Source organism: Proteus sp. fly-1089 (genome assembly GCF_040138965.1).
Classification (GTDB): Bacteria; Pseudomonadota; Gammaproteobacteria; order Enterobacterales; family Enterobacteriaceae; genus Proteus; species Proteus vulgaris_B.
Map to the genome: position 1 here is coordinate 1,026,171 of NZ_JBEETS010000001.1, position 16,813 is coordinate 1,042,983.

The window sequence follows — 16,813 nt, forward strand, 5'->3', positions numbered from 1 at the left end:
TTTTTCCTCAATTAATAAGCAGCATCAAGCTTTTGCCCTGGTAAGAGCAATTTAGTATTAAAGCCATCGATATAACGAAACACTGATAAATCATCAGCAGCAATCGCAGGTTTATTCCCTGAAATTAAATCAGCCAATAATTGCCCTGAGCCACATGCCATCGTCCAACCTAATGTGCCATGCCCCGTATTTAAAGATAAATTACGATAAGCCGTTGGCCCGACAATAGGCGTACCATCTGGTGTCATGGGTCTTAGTCCTGTCCAGAATGTGGCTTTTTCTATATCACCGCCACCTTGATAGAGATCTTGTACAACCATTTTTAATGTTTCACAGCGTGATTTTAAAACATCCAAATTAAAACCAACGACCTCTGCCATTCCACCAACACGAATTCGCTCATCAAAACGTGTTACCGCAATTTTATAGGTTTCATCGAGAATAGTTGATGTAGGTGCTCTTGAAGCATCAATAATCGGCATCGTGAGTGAATAACCTTTAAGCGGATAAACAGGAATGGCGACTTTATTTTTCAAAAATTCCGTCGAATAAGAACCCATAGCAACAACGTAATGATCCGCGGTAAGTAATCCATCATGGCATTGAACGCCCGCTACTTTATCACCATCAAACAATAAATGTTTGATTTCTTTATTAAATAAGAATGTAACACCAGCGTCTTCTGCCATTTTAGCGAGCTTTTTCGTAAAAATTTGGCAGTCACCTGTTTCATCATTTGGTAAACGCAAACCACCGGTGAGTTTATGACTAACATGCTCTAATGCAGGCTCTGCGAATTTAAGTTGCTCTGCCGTCAATAATTCATAAGCAACACCCTCTTGCTTTAAGATAGCAATATCATTGGCGGCATTATCAAATTGTTTTTGATCACGAAAAAGTTGAAGAGTTCCCCCTTGGCGCCCTTCATATTCAATTCCTGTATCTTGACGCAATTGACGGATACAATCACGACTATATTCAGCAATGCGCACCATGCGACTTTTATTCATAGTGTAATGTGACGCGTCACAATTACGTAACATTTGCCACATCCAGCGTAATTGGAAAAGTGAACCGTCCGGTTTAATGGCTAAGGGCGCATGTTTCTGGAACATCCATTTTACTGCTTTTAATGGAATGCCCGGAGCACCCCAGGGGGTTGCATATCCTGGCGATATCTGACCAGCATTGCCCGCACTAGTTTCTTCTGCTGCACTACTTTGTCTGTCAACAACAATGACTTCATGCCCTTGCTGCACAAGATACCACGCACTCGTTACACCAATAACGCCGCCACCTAAGATGATCACTTTCATGGCAAGACTCCAATAATTTACATTGATATAACATAAGAATAATATTCCATACACAAAAAGCCAATATAGAATAATCATCTAGGCGAATAAAAAAGCAAATTTTAGAGTTAAGTCACACTTGGCTATTGTTGAATAAGTTTTTTTCAACGAGAAATCGCTGAATTAACAATTAAAATCAACAAGATATGTATTTATCAATAAATTATAAGAATATTTATTAATAATTTAATTTATTTAAAAGAGAATTTTATCCGTAGAAAACCCGAACGCGGTTTTTATTAAAAACTAAACATAGGCGAAATATTAGATTATAATTTTTTAATTAACTAACTTTGGTAACTCTTTTTACTAAAATTAGCCTATTTAAAGCATTGCCTAAAATATGGCACTTTATTTTTTTAAAACATAAAAAAACCAGCATCACAAATCAATGAGGATACTGGCCTTTTCTATTATGACAAAAATTACAAAAAATTAGCGTTTAACTTCTTCCAAATCACTAGGAAGTGGTGATTGTAAGCTTTGCCAGATAATTCCACTATCTTTACCATATTGACGAACGCATTCCATTACATGCTCAACATCTTTCTGTTCACACAATGCAGCTAATTTTTTATAGAATGCTAAAGCAAGTTCTTTGGCTTGAATATTTGAAAAATAGTAACGACCAACACGCGTATATAGACCTTTCAAACCATTGAGGATAAGACCATAAATTGGATTACCTGATGCGAAAGCTAAGCCACGAAAAATGTTGTAATCTAATTCACTAAATTCATCAGCACTATTTTCTGTCGTTAGCTGATGATTTAAAACCTCAATACATTTTTCAGGATTGCTTCTAAATGCAGTGCGGATAAAAATAGCTGAAATATTGGTTCTTACCGCCAATAAATTATCAATTAATTGCGGTACGCGATCATGATCAAGACGAGCTACAGTTTCAAGAATATTAAGGCCAGATGTTTCCCAGAAATTGTTTACCTTTGTTGGCTTTCCATGTTGGATAGTTAACCATCCATCACGAGCAAGGCGCTGTAATACTTCTCTTAATGTGGTTCTTGTTACACCAATTAATTCAGACAGTTCACGTTCCGCTGGTAGGATAGATCCAGGGGGAAATCGATTATTCCAGATGCTTTCAACAATATACTCTTCCGCGAAACCTGCGGGGCTTTGAGCCTTAATAACCATATTTTTATTTCTTCCGAAGCGATTTTTCTGCTAATAATGAAAAAGATAATATCAGAATGCGTAATTTTGATATAGCTCAACCATCATTAAATAGTGAGTGGCATCATAAAACCTGATGTAGTTTTATCAATTTATTATTACTAACGCGCTTAATTTCACAGCAATTAACGCGTACTATGGTTAGATCGCGCGTGATTGCGCTTAAAATCTCTGTTTGGAGGATGAGAAACCTAATGGATATGAGTATAAGACAAGCACTACTGAAGAACTTTATGGGAAATTCTCCCGATTGGTATAAGCTTGCTATTCTTACTTTTTTAATTATCAACCCACTGATTTTTTTCTTTGTTGACCCTTTTGTCGCCGGTTGGCTATTAGTTGTAGAATTTATTTTTACACTGGCTATGGCGTTAAAGTGTTACCCATTACAACCCGGAGGACTACTTGCCATTGAGGCTGTCATTATTGGAATGACTAGCCCAAAACAGATTGGTCATGAAATTGCCAACAACCTTGAAGTTATTTTACTTTTAGTCTTCATGGTTGCGGGTATCTATTTTATGAAGCAATTATTGCTTTTTGCTTTTACCAAATTGCTTTTATCCATTCGTTCTAAACGAATGTTATCTATCGCTTTTTGCTTTGCAAGTGCCTTTTTATCTGCCTTTTTAGATGCTTTAACCGTTATCGCTGTTGTGATCAGTGTTTCTCTCGGTTTCTACTCTATTTATCATAATTTCGCCTCTAACCAAGCAGGAACAGAGCTAAATAATGATGGATTTATTGATACCGCAGAGAAAAAACAAACATTAGAACAATTCCGTGCTTTCTTACGTAGCTTAATGATGCATGCTGGTGTAGGTACTGCATTAGGTGGCGTAATGACCATGGTAGGTGAACCGCAAAACCTGATCATTGCAAAACATTTAGAATGGGATTTTGTGACCTTCTTTATTCGAATGTCACCTGTAACAATCCCTGTTTTCTTTGCAGGCCTTGCTGTGTGCTATTTGGTAGAGCGCTTTAAAATTTTTGGTTATGGCGCTGAATTACCTGATTTAGTTCGTAAAGTTTTAACTGAGTACGATAAGAAAAACAGTGAAAAACGCACTTCTCAAGAAAAAGCACAATTGATGGTTCAAGCATTAATTGGGATCTGGTTAATTGTTGCTTTAGCTCTTCATTTAGCAGAAGTCGGTATTATTGGTTTATCTGTTATCATTCTTGCAACTGCATTTTGTGGTATTACAGAAGAGCATGCGCTCGGTAAAGCATTTGAAGAAGCCTTACCTTTCACTGCGCTATTGACCGTTTTCTTCTCTATTGTTGCTGTTATTATTGACCAACAATTATTCGGTCCAATTATTCAGTTTGTACTCCAAGCTTCAGAGTCCTCACAGCTCTCTCTCTTCTATCTGTTTAATGGTCTATTGTCTGCTATTTCAGATAACGTTTTTGTGGGTACTGTATATATCAGCGAAGCCTTAACAGCGTTACAAGATGGATTAATTAGTCAATCACAATATGAACATATTGGTGTTGCTATTAATACAGGTACAAACTTACCTTCTGTTGCCACACCTAATGGCCAAGCAGCATTCCTATTTTTATTAACCTCTGCGCTATCTCCGCTTATTCGTTTATCGTATGGACGAATGGTAATAATGGCTCTGCCATATACTATTGTAATGACATTATTTGGTTTACTGGCAGTTGAATTCTGGCTAGTTCCTACAACACATTGGTTTTATGAAATAGGCTTAGTTGCTATTCCATAACAATAGTTCTACAGTTACACCACATAAATAGGACTTTTACTTGATAAAAGTCCTATTTTTTTCATTAAAAGAAGGTTGAATGTAAATATTTGTGAAATAACAAGTTTTAACTTTTTTTGCGCTTGATTTTTGGGCAAAATAGACACTTATTTTAATATTTAAATGGACATTATTATGCTGACTGCTCTTCGTCACTGGTCACAACGCCGTTTTTCATGGCTATTGCTTGCATTAACGGCAATAGGTCTTGAAGGTGCTGCATTGTATTTTCAGTACGGAATGGAATTAATGCCTTGTGTGATGTGCGTTTATCAACGCATCGCAGTATTAGGAATATTAGTTGCCGCATTCATTGGTGCAAGCGCACCCAAAATGGCACTCATGCGTATGGCAGGTAGTTTTTTATGGCTTTATTCAGCTTATCGAGGCATTGAGCTGGCTTGGGAGCATACGCAACTTATTCTTAATCCATCACCTTTTGCAACATGTGATTTCTTTGTCACATTACCTTCTTGGTTTGCATTACAAAATTGGTTCCCTGCTGTATTCCAAGCAACGGGTGACTGCTCTGTCAGCCAATGGCAATTCTTAACATTAGAAATGCCACAGTGGATGCTAATTATTTTCTCTGCTTACTTTGTTGTGGGTCTATTGGTCTTAATGAGCCAAATCACCAGTTCTTTTAAATCAAAAGAATAAAAAAACAGCCCTTAGTGTGTCGCTAAGGGCTATTTATCTTCGTAAAATAAGGCTTAAACATTAACTAAATAATATGTTTTAATTCAGTTTTAACCTGGAATACACGCACCGTCAATCAATGCCTGTTCACTACAGCGTTTACCATTAGCAAATTGACACACTGGTGTTTGCCCACCATGTAATTCATAGTTTAAAGAAGGTATCCCTCCTGAAAAAACACATGTTGCCTTAGCCGATTCATCTAAAGGAACACTAAGACTTGTTGCCGGTATTGTTCTGCTTTTATTCACTGCTTGTGTTGATGAATATTGTGTCTGAGTTGAACTACTGCATCCTGTAATAAAACCCAAGCCAGCTAACATAAACAGATAACATGTTGTTTTAAATTTTTTTTGCATCAAAGACACCCTAATGTCTGCTGTTATTCACTATTAGTGTGAAGCACTTTTTGAAAGTAAGTTTATGACTAAAACACCAGCAATAATCAATCCCATACCAATAATGGCTGGTAAATCAAGTTTTTGTTGATAAATAAAAACAGCCGCAACAGAAACTAGCACTATTCCTAAACCACTCCATATTGCATAAGCAATACCCAATGGCATAACCCTTACCACTTGAGAAAGTGCCCAAAAAGAAAAACAATAGCCAATGACAACAACAATTGATGGATATAATCGACTAAAGCCTTCAGAAGCTTTTAACATTGTTGTCGCAATTACTTCCGATATAATCGCCAATATTAGGTAAGTTAATCCATTCATTTTTTCGCCTTAATCTTATACAAAGTCAATTTTGTGAATTCTATCACAAGCCATATTAAGGATATTCATCTACAACAAATAAAAAAGGCATCTTTCATATTGAATAGACGCCTTTTAAAATAAAAATACTTATTTAGTGTTTGTGAAGCTGATTCTTTTTACGAGGTTTTCCCCCCATAGAAACGCGATAATGACTAAAAATAAAGCCACACAAAATAACAGCAATAATGCTTAATATCATGCCTGCATACCCCATGTTTGGCATACCCGCATGTAAGATAACTTGATTACCAATCAAAGCCCCAGCACCAATACCAATATTAAAAATACCGGAGTAAATAGACATCGCAATATCTGTTGCATCTGGAGCTAAATCAATCACTTTAACTTGCATACCAAGGCCGATACACATAAAGCCAATCCCCCAAAATATAATCAACACAATAAATGTCGTTAAATTTTGGCTGCTTATCATTAATAAGCTTAAGCAAGCAGTAAGTAAAATGAGTGCAAAGAATAAAAAAGATGTTGGCATTTTGGCGCTGTAACGACTAAATAGCACACTACCAATAATGCCAGCACCACCAAAAATAAGTAAAACTAACGTAGCAAAGTTTTGATCTAATTTTGCAATATCAATAACAAAAGGCTCGATATAACTATAAGCCGTAAAATGTGCAGTAACAGCAATAACTGTTAACAGGAAAATCCCCATTAATGGCCCACGTTTTAATAATACAGGTACACTTTTTAATGATCCTGAATGCTCGCTGGGTAATAAAGGCAAATAACGCATTAACGCAAACATGGTAATTAAAGCTAAAACACCAATTCCCATAAATGTTGCACGCCATCCTAACCATTGCCCAACAACACGCCCAATAGGTAACCCAAGAACCGTAGCTAATGCTGTTCCTGTTGCTAATAAACCTAATGCTTGTGCTCGCTTACCAGGAGGCGCTACTCTAATTGCCAATGAGGCAGTAATAGACCAAAAAACTGCATGAGAAAAAGCAACGCCTATACGCCCTGCAATCAACGATTTAAAATCCCATGCAATACCAGACAAAATATGACTTAAAATAAAAAGAATAAATAATATAATAAGTAACTTACGGCGTTCAATTTTACTTGTCATTATCATTAATGGTAATGACATTAAAGCAACCACCCAAGCATATATGGTGATCATTAAACCTGTTTGAGCTGGGATCATTCCAAAGCTTTCAGAAATATCACTTAACAGAGCAACCGGAACAAATTCTGTTGTATTAAAAACGAAAGCTGCAAACGACAATATTATTACCCTAATCCACGCTGTTTGGCGGCTTACTTCATTTATGTTTGGTGTTGTGATATTCATAATTAATCGATGTTTTCTTAAATAATATTGATGTATATATCATTGTTTTATAATATAAGCCTTCATATAACTCGCTTTGCCCACTTACTCTAAAGAGCTTAAATTTATTGGTAATAAAAAATGGCATAAATACAAAAAATGCGTTTTTTAAAAACAAAAAACAAACCAAGTTATAACTAAATTTGATAGCTAAAGCGAATCAGCTATCAATTTTAGCATATTCATCTTATGACTTTAAATCCCTAGTACAACTTCTTTTTAACGTTAACATATTCTCAGGATATTAAATTGTAGATATAAATATCTCATTCGCAATCTGATTAAAATAATAAAAATAAACAAATTCGAGTAAAAATAAGCAGGCTATTCATTGAATTATGATAAGAAATATTAATTTATTTATTCAAAATATTCTTATATTGAGATAAAAAACGAATAAAAACAGGAAGGATATATCAATTACTGGCTTAAATTATCAATAACTTGAATTGCTTGCTCGCAAGCTATATTTCTTGTGGGTGAAGTTGATTCATCAAAAGCATTTTTAATAGTAGCAATTTGTTCAACAGCCGTTCGAGGCAAAATTAAACGCCCATTAGAAAGCGCGCTATCAACCTCATTTAACTTTTGAGCTAATTGCTGACAACTACCATTATTCTCTTTTGATTTATAGACAGCCATAAGCGTATCGCGTTTTGCTTCTACAGTAGAAATTGTTTCGCTCATTTTTGATGATGAATTTTCAATGACTTCACGACCTTCATTCCAAATTTCAGCCGTTGTTTCTTTAAAAACAGACACCATTAAAATAGCAATAAAAATAGCCAACATGATTGTCAGTGATAAAAGTCCTCCTGCAATAATGAGTATCTGTTTCATCTTTAACTCCATATATTAGTTATCTCTGTTTTTAATATATATAGTTTAAATAAATCAGGTTCAATCTGGATTACGATTCTTTTTATTTTTTACATTTTATTACCGAGATATACAGTTCTAATTACTCTTATTTTTATAAAAAATAAGCACCTAATTGTAGGTGCTTATAATCAATATATAAATTTATCTTAATAAAAATTATTTCTTAGAACAACACGCAATATAATTTAAATGATGCCGATTTTCTCTAAAAAAACGAAACATGGATAAAAACCTTTCTCTATTCTGTTTATTTTTCAACCCATTTTTAATTATTTTTGCTGTTCTAAGTAAACCTTCATCACGGATTAAACCTGTAGGTGACATTAAACTCATATTGCCCGATTTTATTTTTACTTCTGAAAACCCAATATTAATAAACAAGTCATGCCACTCTTGCTTAAACATAGGAGCCACGTTCGATTTCACTACCCCAATTAAATTATCTTTATCTACGTCATTATTTTTTTTCATAATATCATGTGTTAATAACAAACCACCGGGTTTTAAAACACGATAATATTCTTTTACTAATTTAGCTTTAGCTTTATCCGCATACATTGTCAACATCGCTTCATTTAAAACAACATCAAAGCTATTGTCGGGAAAAGGCAGAGATAAGGCATTGGCTTTCGTTAGCTGAATCAGATGTGATAACTTCGCATTTTCAACATTACGTTGTGCATTAGCTAATGCTTTTTCATCCATGTCTATAGCAATAATATGACAACCATATTTTTGCGCTATTTCAATTGACGTTGTCGCCATATTACATGCAATTTCTAAAACATAGCTTGAGGATGTAAAATGCCCGTTATTAATTAACCAATCAGAAGCCTCTACGCCCCCCGGTCTTAAGCGTGTTTTTCCTAAACTAGCTAAAAAAGTATGACCTGCTTTTGGCTGCTCTTGAGATATAGATTGTGTTGTTGTTTGAGTTTCCATATTGCCACCATAAAGTTGCATTAATAATACAACTTTATAATAAAAAACATTTGATGGGAATAGTTATCATTACTTTTATCTTTTTTTATAAAGAAAATCTTAAAGGACACAATAAATAAATTTTTAACTGTAAGATGAAATTTATTGAAATAGAAAGAGTTAAACAAATTACTCTGTAATTGCGTCATTAAAAGTAAAGAATATTAAACTTTGGATAACAACATTGACCTTCCCCTAAGGGGAATCTTTAAAGTGATAACAATTTCACGATAAAGTAAAGGAAACTGTTATGAAAAAGATTTTACCTGCCACTATTATTTTAATGAGTGCTATTTCTTTTGGTGCAATGGCAAACAATACACATATGAATATGGATGCATCGCATAATAGCTCTCCAATGCAAAAAGAGCTCAATGAATCTATGAATAAAATGCATGCTGATATGGCAAAAGGAATGAACACTGATAATGCAGACGTTGCTTTTGCTGATGGCATGATTGCACACCATTTAGGTGCCATTGATATGGCTAAAATTGAATTAAAATATGGTACAGATCCTGAGATGCGCAAGCTAGCTCAAGCCATTATTGATGCTCAAGGCCCTGAAATTGAACAAATGCAAAAATGGTTAGAAAAAAATAAAACTAATAAATAATAGATTTATATGGGCTATGATCTTTCGGGTCATAGTCCATTTTATTTTTAACATTTCCTGCCAAATTTCCTATTCAAGCTAAATCAAATAATTGTCTAATATTCATCTCATACATTATAATTTTATTATTAGAGTAATATTCTTGGCTTTACCCTGTATGGAGTCTACATGAATAATAGAGAAAACATGGCGTTATTAACCCAAAAACTTGCCATGCAAATTGCAAAGTGGACTCACAATACGCATTATTTTGATACCCAAATTCCAGGATTAGCATTAACGCACTGGACTTCCCCTACCTCTATTACCAGTCATACACATAAATCAGGTATATGCTTAATTGCTCAAGGTGAAAAAAGAGTGATTTTAGGGGAAGAAAGTTTTATTTATGATGCCAACCATTTTTTAATTTCTTCCATCGAGCTTCCTGTAATGGCAAATATTATGAAAGCCAGTGAGGATAAACCTTTTTTAGGGCTTGTAATGGAATTAGATCTACAAGAAATATCTCAACTGATCGTTGATAGTGAATTAATATTTAATTTAAATTCAAGTGCTCAAAAAGGAATTGCGATTGGTGAATTATCAGAACCTCTATTAAATGCATTTATTCGCTTGCTCGATCTTCTGAATACCCCTGATAGTATTAAAATTCTTGCTCCAGGTATAAAACGTGAGATTTTTTATCGTTTGCTGATCACAGAGCAAGGTGAGCGATTAAATCAAATCGTTACAGCAGGTAGTCATAGCCATCAAATATCAAAAGCCGTTGATTGGTTAAAAAATAACTTTATAAAACCACTAAATATTAATGAATTAGCGTCATACACAGGAATGAGTAAATCTGCTTTTTATACTCATTTTCGGACAATGACATCAATGACACCACTTCAATTTCAAAAAAAACTTCGCCTCAACGAAGCTCGACGATTAATGTTAACTGAAAACTTAGGTGCAATAACAACAACATTTCGTGTCGGCTATGAAAGCCCGTCTCAATTCAGTCGTGAATATAGTCGATTGTTTGGAGCTCCACCTGCAACTGATATTAAAATGCTCAAAGAATCTAATAATGTTTGAATATAATCACTTTTCATAAGCTCAATCGTTTTATCTTTATTGCCTATTTATATTATTTATTATCACTTTTTTAGTTTTTTGGAAAATTAGGCAAGAGACTAAGAAGATCGGACATTCATATCTAAATGCGAAAACGATAGCATTTATATCAACAGAAAGAGACTATATCTCTTGAGGTTAAAAAAAGACTATACTTCAATGGGATAGCTATCAACTTAATATTGCAATAGGATATCAAAATGCAACTCGATTTCACTTACTACAATCCGACAACCATTCATTTTGGTAAGAACTCTCTTGCTAAATTAAATGATGAGTTATCACATTATGGCGAAACCATCATGCTGATGTATGGCCGTAATGCTATCAAATCTAATGGCCTTTATGACGAAGTCATGGCAATACTTAAACATGCAGGAAAAAAAGTAGTTGAGTTATCTGGTGTTATGCCCAATCCAACCTATGCGAAAATGATGGAAGGTGCTCAATTAGTACGTGAACATAATGTCAGCTTAATTTTAGCTGTGGGTGGAGGTTCCGTTATTGATTGTGCTAAAGGTATCTCTGTTTCTGCTTATTGTGAAAATGAAGATCCTTTCCAAAAGTATTGGGTTGAATATCAAGAAATTGAAAATAAAATTGTTCCTGTTGCATCAATTCTTACTATGGTAGGAACAGGCTCTGAAATGAATGGCGGTTCAGTCATTACGCATGAAGAAACAAAATATAAAATTGGCCGTGTTTTTCCTGCCAATGTATTTCCTAAGTTCTCAATTTTAGATCCAGAATATACCTTTACGGTTTCTCAATATCAAATGGTGAGTGGTGTATACGACACAATGTCCCATCTGATGGAACAATATTTTTCAGATCAAGGCGCAAATACAACCGATTATTTAATTGAAGGTTTATTAAAATCTTCTATTGATAATTTGCGTATCGCACTTAAAAATCCAACTGATTATGAAGCAAGAAGTAACCTAATGTGGAATGCAACTCTAGCATTAAACACTTTGACAGGGCTTTCAAAAACACAAGATTGGCAAGTTCATATGATTGAACATCAATTGGGGGCTTATACCGATTGCGCCCATGGAATGGGGCTTGCTGCAATTTCTCTACCTTATTATCGTTTTATCTATAAATTCGGCATTGAAAAATTTGTACGCTTTGCCACTCAAGTGTGGGGGATTTCTACTGAAGGTAAAACTCAAGATCAAATTGCACTTGAAGGTATTGATGCACTTGAACGTTTCATAAAAGAGTGCGGTATTGTAACTTCATTAGAAGCACTAGGTGCAACAAAAGAGATGCTACCAATAATTGCTCAATCCACAACAATTATTGGCAAAGGTTATAAAAAGTTAACAACTAATGATGTACTTACTATCTTGGAAGACTGTTTTTAATACGATTTAAATAAGCAAAAAAACGGACCTCATCGAGGTCCGTTTTTTATATGGTGCCCAGGGCGGGACTTGAACCCGCACAGCCTTACAGCCGAGGGATTTTAAATCCCTTGTGTCTACCGATTTCACCACCTGGGCTAAATTGTATTTACTCGTTACGAATAATATTGCTAATAAAACAAGGTAACAAATAAATTTAAAACATTTACATCTAAAACAACTAACTTAATATGTTTTCTTTCACTAAATGTGCAGTGGAAGAAAAAACGGACCTAAATTAAGGTCCGCATTTTATATGGTGCCCAGGGCGGGACTTGAACCCGCACAGCCTTACAGCCGAGGGATTTTAAATCCCTTGTGTCTACCGATTTCACCACCTGGGCTAAATTCTGTGGTGCGCCCGTAAATTCTTATTACTAAGATAAATACTGGTATGGACGACTTAACTACTACACAATGCCATTCATTAATGGACTTTTCTTTTGCACCAAACTCTTTATCTAAAAGAGATGGTGCCCAGGGCGGGACTTGAACCCGCACAGCCTTACAGCCGAGGGATTTTAAATCCCTTGTGTCTACCGATTTCACCACCTGGGCATTAATGGAGGCGCGTCCCGGAATCGAACCGAGGTACACGGATTTGCAATCCGCTGCATGACCACTCTGCCAACGCGCCTCAACTGCTCAATCTCATGAGAGATTGGAGCGGGAAACGAGACTCGAACTCGCGACCCCAACCTTGGCAAGGTTGTGCTCTACCAACTGAGCTATTCCCGCTTTACCGAACTTGCTGATTTACTTATTTATTTCTGTAAACCGTTGTGCCTTTCGATGCGTTGCATTCTACTGATTTCCTGAATCTAGTCAACACTATATTTGCATCTTTTTGACTGTTCGGTGAATTTTCAGTCATTTCGATCAAGCTTCACGCAAATCTGACCATGCAGCGCTCAAATATTGAAACATTGACCAAAAAGTCAACACGGTTGCGACATACAATAATGCAAATCCAAACCATTCTGCTTCAACCGTAGGACGCCATAATAACACAACTAACGATCCCATTTGTGCGGTTGTCTTCACTTTTCCAATCCAAGAAACAGCAACACTGTTGCGTTTCCCTAATTCTGCCATCCACTCTCTTAATGAAGAGATAATTATCTCACGAGCGATCATGGTTGCTGCTGGTAAAGTTATCCACCATTCATGATAATACTCTGTAATTAAAACAAGTGCAGTTGCAACCATTACTTTATCTGCCACTGGGTCAAGAAAAGCCCCAAAGCGAGTAGTTTGTTTCAATCTACGTGCTAAAAACCCATCAAACCAATCAGTTGCAGCGGCTACCATAAAAATAATAGCACATACTAATGGCGCATCTTTGAATGGTAAATAGAACACCAAAACAAAGAATGGGATTAAAGCGACACGAAATAGAGTTAGCCAAGTTGGGATATTTAGTTGCATAGCGTTCTACACGACCTAGAAAAGTGAGAGTTATTAATATGGTGCATCAATACACTTAGTGTTTCAACGCATTAAATATTTTTTCTGCTAATGCTGTCGAAATTGTGGGGACTTTCGCAATTTCTTCTACACTTGCATCTCGTAAAGCTTGTAGCCCCCCCATATATTTCAATAGCATTTGACGACGTTTAGGCCCTACACCTTCAATAGACTCTAATGAGCTAGTATTTTTCACTTTCGCTCTACGCTGACGATGCCCAGTTATTGCATGACGATGCGATTCATCACGTATATGTTGGATCAAATGCAACGCCGGTGAATCCGAAGGTAATGCCATACCTCCACCTTCAGGGACAAAAAACAAGGTTTCAAGTCCTGCTTTACGATCACTCCCTTTTGCAACACCAATTAATTTAGGGTGTGACTTATCCCAATCAACATCCAGAGAATCAAATACCTCTATTGCTTGTGCTAATTGCCCTTTACCACCATCAATAAAGATAATATCAGGAACTTTATTTTCTTCTAATGATTTACCATAACGTCGAGTGAGTACTTGATTCATCGCCGCATAATCATCACCAGGAGTAATACCACTAATATTATAACGCCTATATTCCGATTTTAATGGGCCATTCATGTCAAATACTACACATGAAGCCACAGTTTGTTCTCCCATAGTGTGACTAATATCAAAACATTCCATTCGTTTTATCTCTTTCATATCAAGAAGAGACATCAATGAGGCATAGCGTTGTGAAATTGTCGATTGTTCGACTTGTTTTGAAGCTAATGCTGTTGCTGCATTCGTTCTAGCTAATTTCAAATAACGCGCTCTATCACCACGAGGTTTAGTTTGAATTTGAATTTTTCGCCCTGCAATAGATGAGATAGATTCAGAAAGGATCGCTTTATCTTCCAAATTAAAATCGAGCAGAATTTCAGTCGGCAAGGTTCTAATAGCACTTCCTTGCAAATAAAATTGACCAATAAAAGTTTGAACTACCTCATCAAGGGAAGTATTTGCTGGAATTTTAGGAAAATAACTTCGGCTTCCCAATACTTTACCTTGTCGGAAAAAGAGAACATACACACAAGCAATTGCACCATTAAAAGCAACACTAATCACATCAAGATCATCACCAATATTGGCAACAAATTGTTTTTCCGTTACTTGTCTTACTGCTTGAATTTGATCACGAATACGTGCAGCTTCTTCAAAGCGTAAATCTTGGCTTGCTTCTTCCATACGAGTCACAAGGCCTTCAATCACTTGTGTATCATCACCAGAAAGGAAAAGCCTTACATAATTAACTTGTTGAGCATATTCTTCGTCTGAAACATAACCTTTCACACAAGGTGCCAGGCAGCGACCAATTTGATACTGTAAACAAGGCCTTGAACGATTGCGATACACACTATCTTCACATTGACGAATAGGAAATAGTTTTTGCATCAATGCTAAGGTTTCTCTTACTGCAAAAGAGTTAGGAAAAGGCCCAAAATATTCCCCTTTTGCATGCTTTGCACCACGGTAGCTAGCTAGTCTTGGGTGTTTATCCCCACTTAAATAAATATAAGGGTAAGATTTATCATCTCGTAATAACACATTATAACGAGGTTGATAGCGCTGAATGTAACTATGCTCTAACAACAATGCTTCTGTTTCTGTATGTGTAATAGTCACATCAATATTTGCAATACACTTAACCAATGCCTCGGTTTTACGGCTATTTACTTGCGCACGAAAATAACTCGAAAGCCTCTTTTTCAGATCTTTGGCTTTACCGACATAAATTACAGTATCTGTTGCATCATACATTCGATAAACACCTGGTTTATCAGTGACTCGACTTAAGAATGCTTTGGCGTCAAATTTGTCTTCCACTTTGTAAATGACTCTCTATCTCAATTAACCCATAACGTATTGCTATATGAGTTAATTCTACATCACCTGAGATTTTAAGTTTACTAAACATTCGATAACGGTAACTATTTACTGTTTTTGTATTGAGATTTAACTCATCTGCAATTTGTGTGATTTTTTTTCCTCTAATTATCATAGACATTACTTGCAGCTCTCTTTCAGATAAATGATGTAATGGATTCAAATTTTTTTGTAATTTAGCCAGTGCAATATCCATAGCAAACTCTTGGCTTAAATAACGCTGGCCAATGCATACTTGTCGAATGGCTTGAAGAATATTTTCACTCGAGGCATCTATGACCACAAAGCCTTCAATTCCTAATTGAAGAAGTGGTATAGATAAAATGGAATCAGTACTAGGTGAAATAACAATAATTTTAATTGATAAGAATGAACGTTTAATCCTTTTTATTGAATTAATTAATGAAACTGAAGGAGATGAGTAGATAATAATAAGATTAACAGAAAACTGACGACAATAGCGGAATGCTTCTGTCTCATCAGTCATGATTTTTCTAATATTGATTTTTTTGATTTGACTAAGAAGTGTTTTTATCCCCAAGCTAAATAACTCAGCCTGACTTATTATTATTGTGTTTATCAATAATTTTTCCTTTTTAGTTAAGGTGTTAAAAAATCTGTGTTTATTTAAAACTCAATTATCATATTGCATTGCTCATTAACATTCTAGTTTTTTACCAACCTTATCTTATTTTCATTAAATTAATATCATTAACTGTTCAGATATAAATAAAGACCCGTATAAACGAGCCTTTATTGCAATCAAAAATTTAAATACAAAAAATCAATAAATAGCACCAAGATTATTTATTAATCATATCCATAATATCTTTTTCTGTAAGCATCGGCGTTTTTTCTACAAAATTATAATAGTGAGGTTTATTATCTATATAAATTTGTAGAGTAAGCTTGCTTTCTTTTGTTTCAGAAAACAATCCTGCTGATACATAATAAATGTTGGCTTCTTTCAGATGATAAAAAAGATGAGAACCGCAATGCTTGCAAAATGCCCTCTCACCCCATAATGATGAATCATAACGTATGATATTTTCTTCACCTTCGATATTCAAATCTGACTGACAATCAATAGAAAATCCTGGGCCACCATTCCAACGTAAACACATACTGCAATGGCAAACACTGAGCTCAGAGATATTTCGTGTGGTTGACAATTTAACACCACCACACAGACATTGGCCTTGATGCATTGATACTTTCCTCTTCTTTTTAAATCATGCATAAATTTTTTAAGATTATATGCATGATTTAGTTCCCCA

The 16,813-nt window shown here is 35.3% G+C and carries 16 protein-coding genes and 5 tRNA genes; 5 read left to right on the forward strand and 16 right to left on the reverse strand.

Annotation, left to right across the window (positions count from 1 at the left end; all coding sequences use genetic code 11):
- Positions 1-11 precede the first annotated feature (11 nt).
- Positions 12-1,316: a D-amino acid dehydrogenase gene (locus ABN080_RS04780; RefSeq protein WP_349439094.1), complete on the reverse strand. Its 1,305-nt coding sequence runs from the start codon at positions 1,314-1,316 to the stop codon at positions 12-14.
- Positions 1,317-1,790: 474 nt separating this feature from the next.
- Positions 1,791-2,510, reverse strand: a complete 720-nt coding sequence (gene fadR / locus ABN080_RS04785) for a fatty acid metabolism transcriptional regulator FadR (protein ID WP_072068321.1) — start codon at positions 2,508-2,510, stop codon at positions 1,791-1,793.
- Between the two features lie 233 nt (positions 2,511-2,743).
- Between fadR and nhaB the strand changes: the two genes are divergently transcribed.
- Positions 2,744-4,288: a sodium/proton antiporter NhaB gene (gene nhaB / locus ABN080_RS04790; protein WP_072068322.1), complete on the forward strand. Its 1,545-nt coding sequence runs from the start codon at positions 2,744-2,746 to the stop codon at positions 4,286-4,288.
- A gap of 174 nt (positions 4,289-4,462) precedes the next feature.
- Positions 4,463-4,987, forward strand: a complete 525-nt coding sequence (gene dsbB / locus ABN080_RS04795; protein WP_109407670.1) for a disulfide bond formation protein DsbB — start codon at positions 4,463-4,465, stop codon at positions 4,985-4,987.
- An 89-nt stretch (positions 4,988-5,076) separates the two neighbouring features.
- On the opposite strand, the gene ABN080_RS04800 is transcribed toward dsbB, so the two are convergent.
- The 5 genes from ABN080_RS04800 to ABN080_RS04820 form a co-directional block, all read right to left on the reverse strand.
- On the reverse strand, positions 5,077-5,385 hold the full coding sequence (locus tag ABN080_RS04800) for a putative hemolysin (RefSeq protein WP_349440497.1): 309 nt from the start codon (positions 5,383-5,385) through the stop codon (positions 5,077-5,079).
- Between the two features lie 33 nt (positions 5,386-5,418).
- Positions 5,419-5,751 carry an SMR family transporter gene (locus ABN080_RS04805; RefSeq protein ID WP_349440498.1) on the reverse strand — a complete coding sequence of 111 codons (333 nt, stop codon included), beginning with the start codon at positions 5,749-5,751 and terminating at the stop codon, positions 5,419-5,421.
- Positions 5,752-5,884: 133 nt separating this feature from the next.
- Positions 5,885-7,114 (reverse strand): sugar transporter, encoded by a 1,230-nt coding sequence (locus ABN080_RS04810; protein ID WP_349440499.1) that lies wholly within the window; start codon positions 7,112-7,114, stop codon positions 5,885-5,887.
- A gap of 459 nt (positions 7,115-7,573) precedes the next feature.
- Positions 7,574-7,993, reverse strand: coding sequence for a hypothetical protein (locus ABN080_RS04815; protein ID WP_196554097.1), 420 nt, complete (start codon positions 7,991-7,993; stop codon positions 7,574-7,576).
- Between the two features lie 198 nt (positions 7,994-8,191).
- Positions 8,192-8,977, reverse strand: coding sequence for a class I SAM-dependent methyltransferase (locus ABN080_RS04820; protein WP_196554096.1), 786 nt, complete (start codon positions 8,975-8,977; stop codon positions 8,192-8,194).
- Between the two features lie 289 nt (positions 8,978-9,266).
- Between ABN080_RS04820 and copM the strand changes: the two genes are divergently transcribed.
- The 3 genes from copM to ABN080_RS04835 all read left to right on the forward strand — a co-directional run bounded on the left by copM (position 9,267) and on the right by ABN080_RS04835 (position 12,121).
- Positions 9,267-9,632 (forward strand): CopM family metallochaperone, encoded by a 366-nt coding sequence (copM, locus tag ABN080_RS04825; protein WP_196554095.1) that lies wholly within the window; start codon positions 9,267-9,269, stop codon positions 9,630-9,632.
- A gap of 168 nt (positions 9,633-9,800) precedes the next feature.
- Positions 9,801-10,712, forward strand: coding sequence for an AraC family transcriptional regulator (locus tag ABN080_RS04830; protein WP_072068330.1), 912 nt, complete (start codon positions 9,801-9,803; stop codon positions 10,710-10,712).
- 239 nt (positions 10,713-10,951) lie between these two features.
- Entirely contained in the window at positions 10,952-12,121 is a 1,170-nt protein-coding gene (locus ABN080_RS04835; protein ID WP_349440500.1) for an iron-containing alcohol dehydrogenase, read from the forward strand.
- Positions 12,122-12,172: 51 nt separating this feature from the next.
- Here ABN080_RS04835 and ABN080_RS04840 read toward each other — a convergent pair.
- The 9 genes from ABN080_RS04840 to ABN080_RS04880 form a co-directional block, all read right to left on the reverse strand.
- Positions 12,173-12,259: transfer RNA gene (locus ABN080_RS04840), tRNA-Leu, on the reverse strand.
- Between the two features lie 158 nt (positions 12,260-12,417).
- Positions 12,418-12,504: transfer RNA gene (locus ABN080_RS04845), tRNA-Leu, on the reverse strand.
- Between the two features lie 127 nt (positions 12,505-12,631).
- Positions 12,632-12,718 (reverse strand) — tRNA-Leu (locus ABN080_RS04850).
- Positions 12,719-12,723: 5 nt separating this feature from the next.
- A tRNA-Cys gene (locus tag ABN080_RS04855) sits at positions 12,724-12,797 on the reverse strand.
- A gap of 25 nt (positions 12,798-12,822) precedes the next feature.
- Positions 12,823-12,898, reverse strand: a tRNA-Gly gene (locus ABN080_RS04860).
- 141 nt (positions 12,899-13,039) lie between these two features.
- Entirely contained in the window at positions 13,040-13,588 is a 549-nt protein-coding gene (pgsA, locus tag ABN080_RS04865; RefSeq protein WP_072068332.1) for a CDP-diacylglycerol--glycerol-3-phosphate 3-phosphatidyltransferase, read from the reverse strand.
- 55 nt (positions 13,589-13,643) lie between these two features.
- The gene (gene uvrC / locus ABN080_RS04870) at positions 13,644-15,476 is read right to left on the reverse strand and encodes an excinuclease ABC subunit UvrC (protein ID WP_349440501.1); all 1,833 of its coding nucleotides are present in this window, start codon (positions 15,474-15,476) and stop codon (positions 13,644-13,646) included.
- Positions 15,460-16,119 (reverse strand): LuxR C-terminal-related transcriptional regulator, encoded by a 660-nt coding sequence (locus tag ABN080_RS04875; protein ID WP_349440502.1) that lies wholly within the window; start codon positions 16,117-16,119, stop codon positions 15,460-15,462. The genes uvrC and ABN080_RS04875 overlap by 17 nt, the downstream gene beginning before the upstream one ends.
- 220 nt (positions 16,120-16,339) lie before the next feature.
- Positions 16,340-16,744 (reverse strand): GFA family protein, encoded by a 405-nt coding sequence (locus ABN080_RS04880; protein ID WP_349440503.1) that lies wholly within the window; start codon positions 16,742-16,744, stop codon positions 16,340-16,342.
- Positions 16,745-16,813 lie beyond the last annotated feature (69 nt).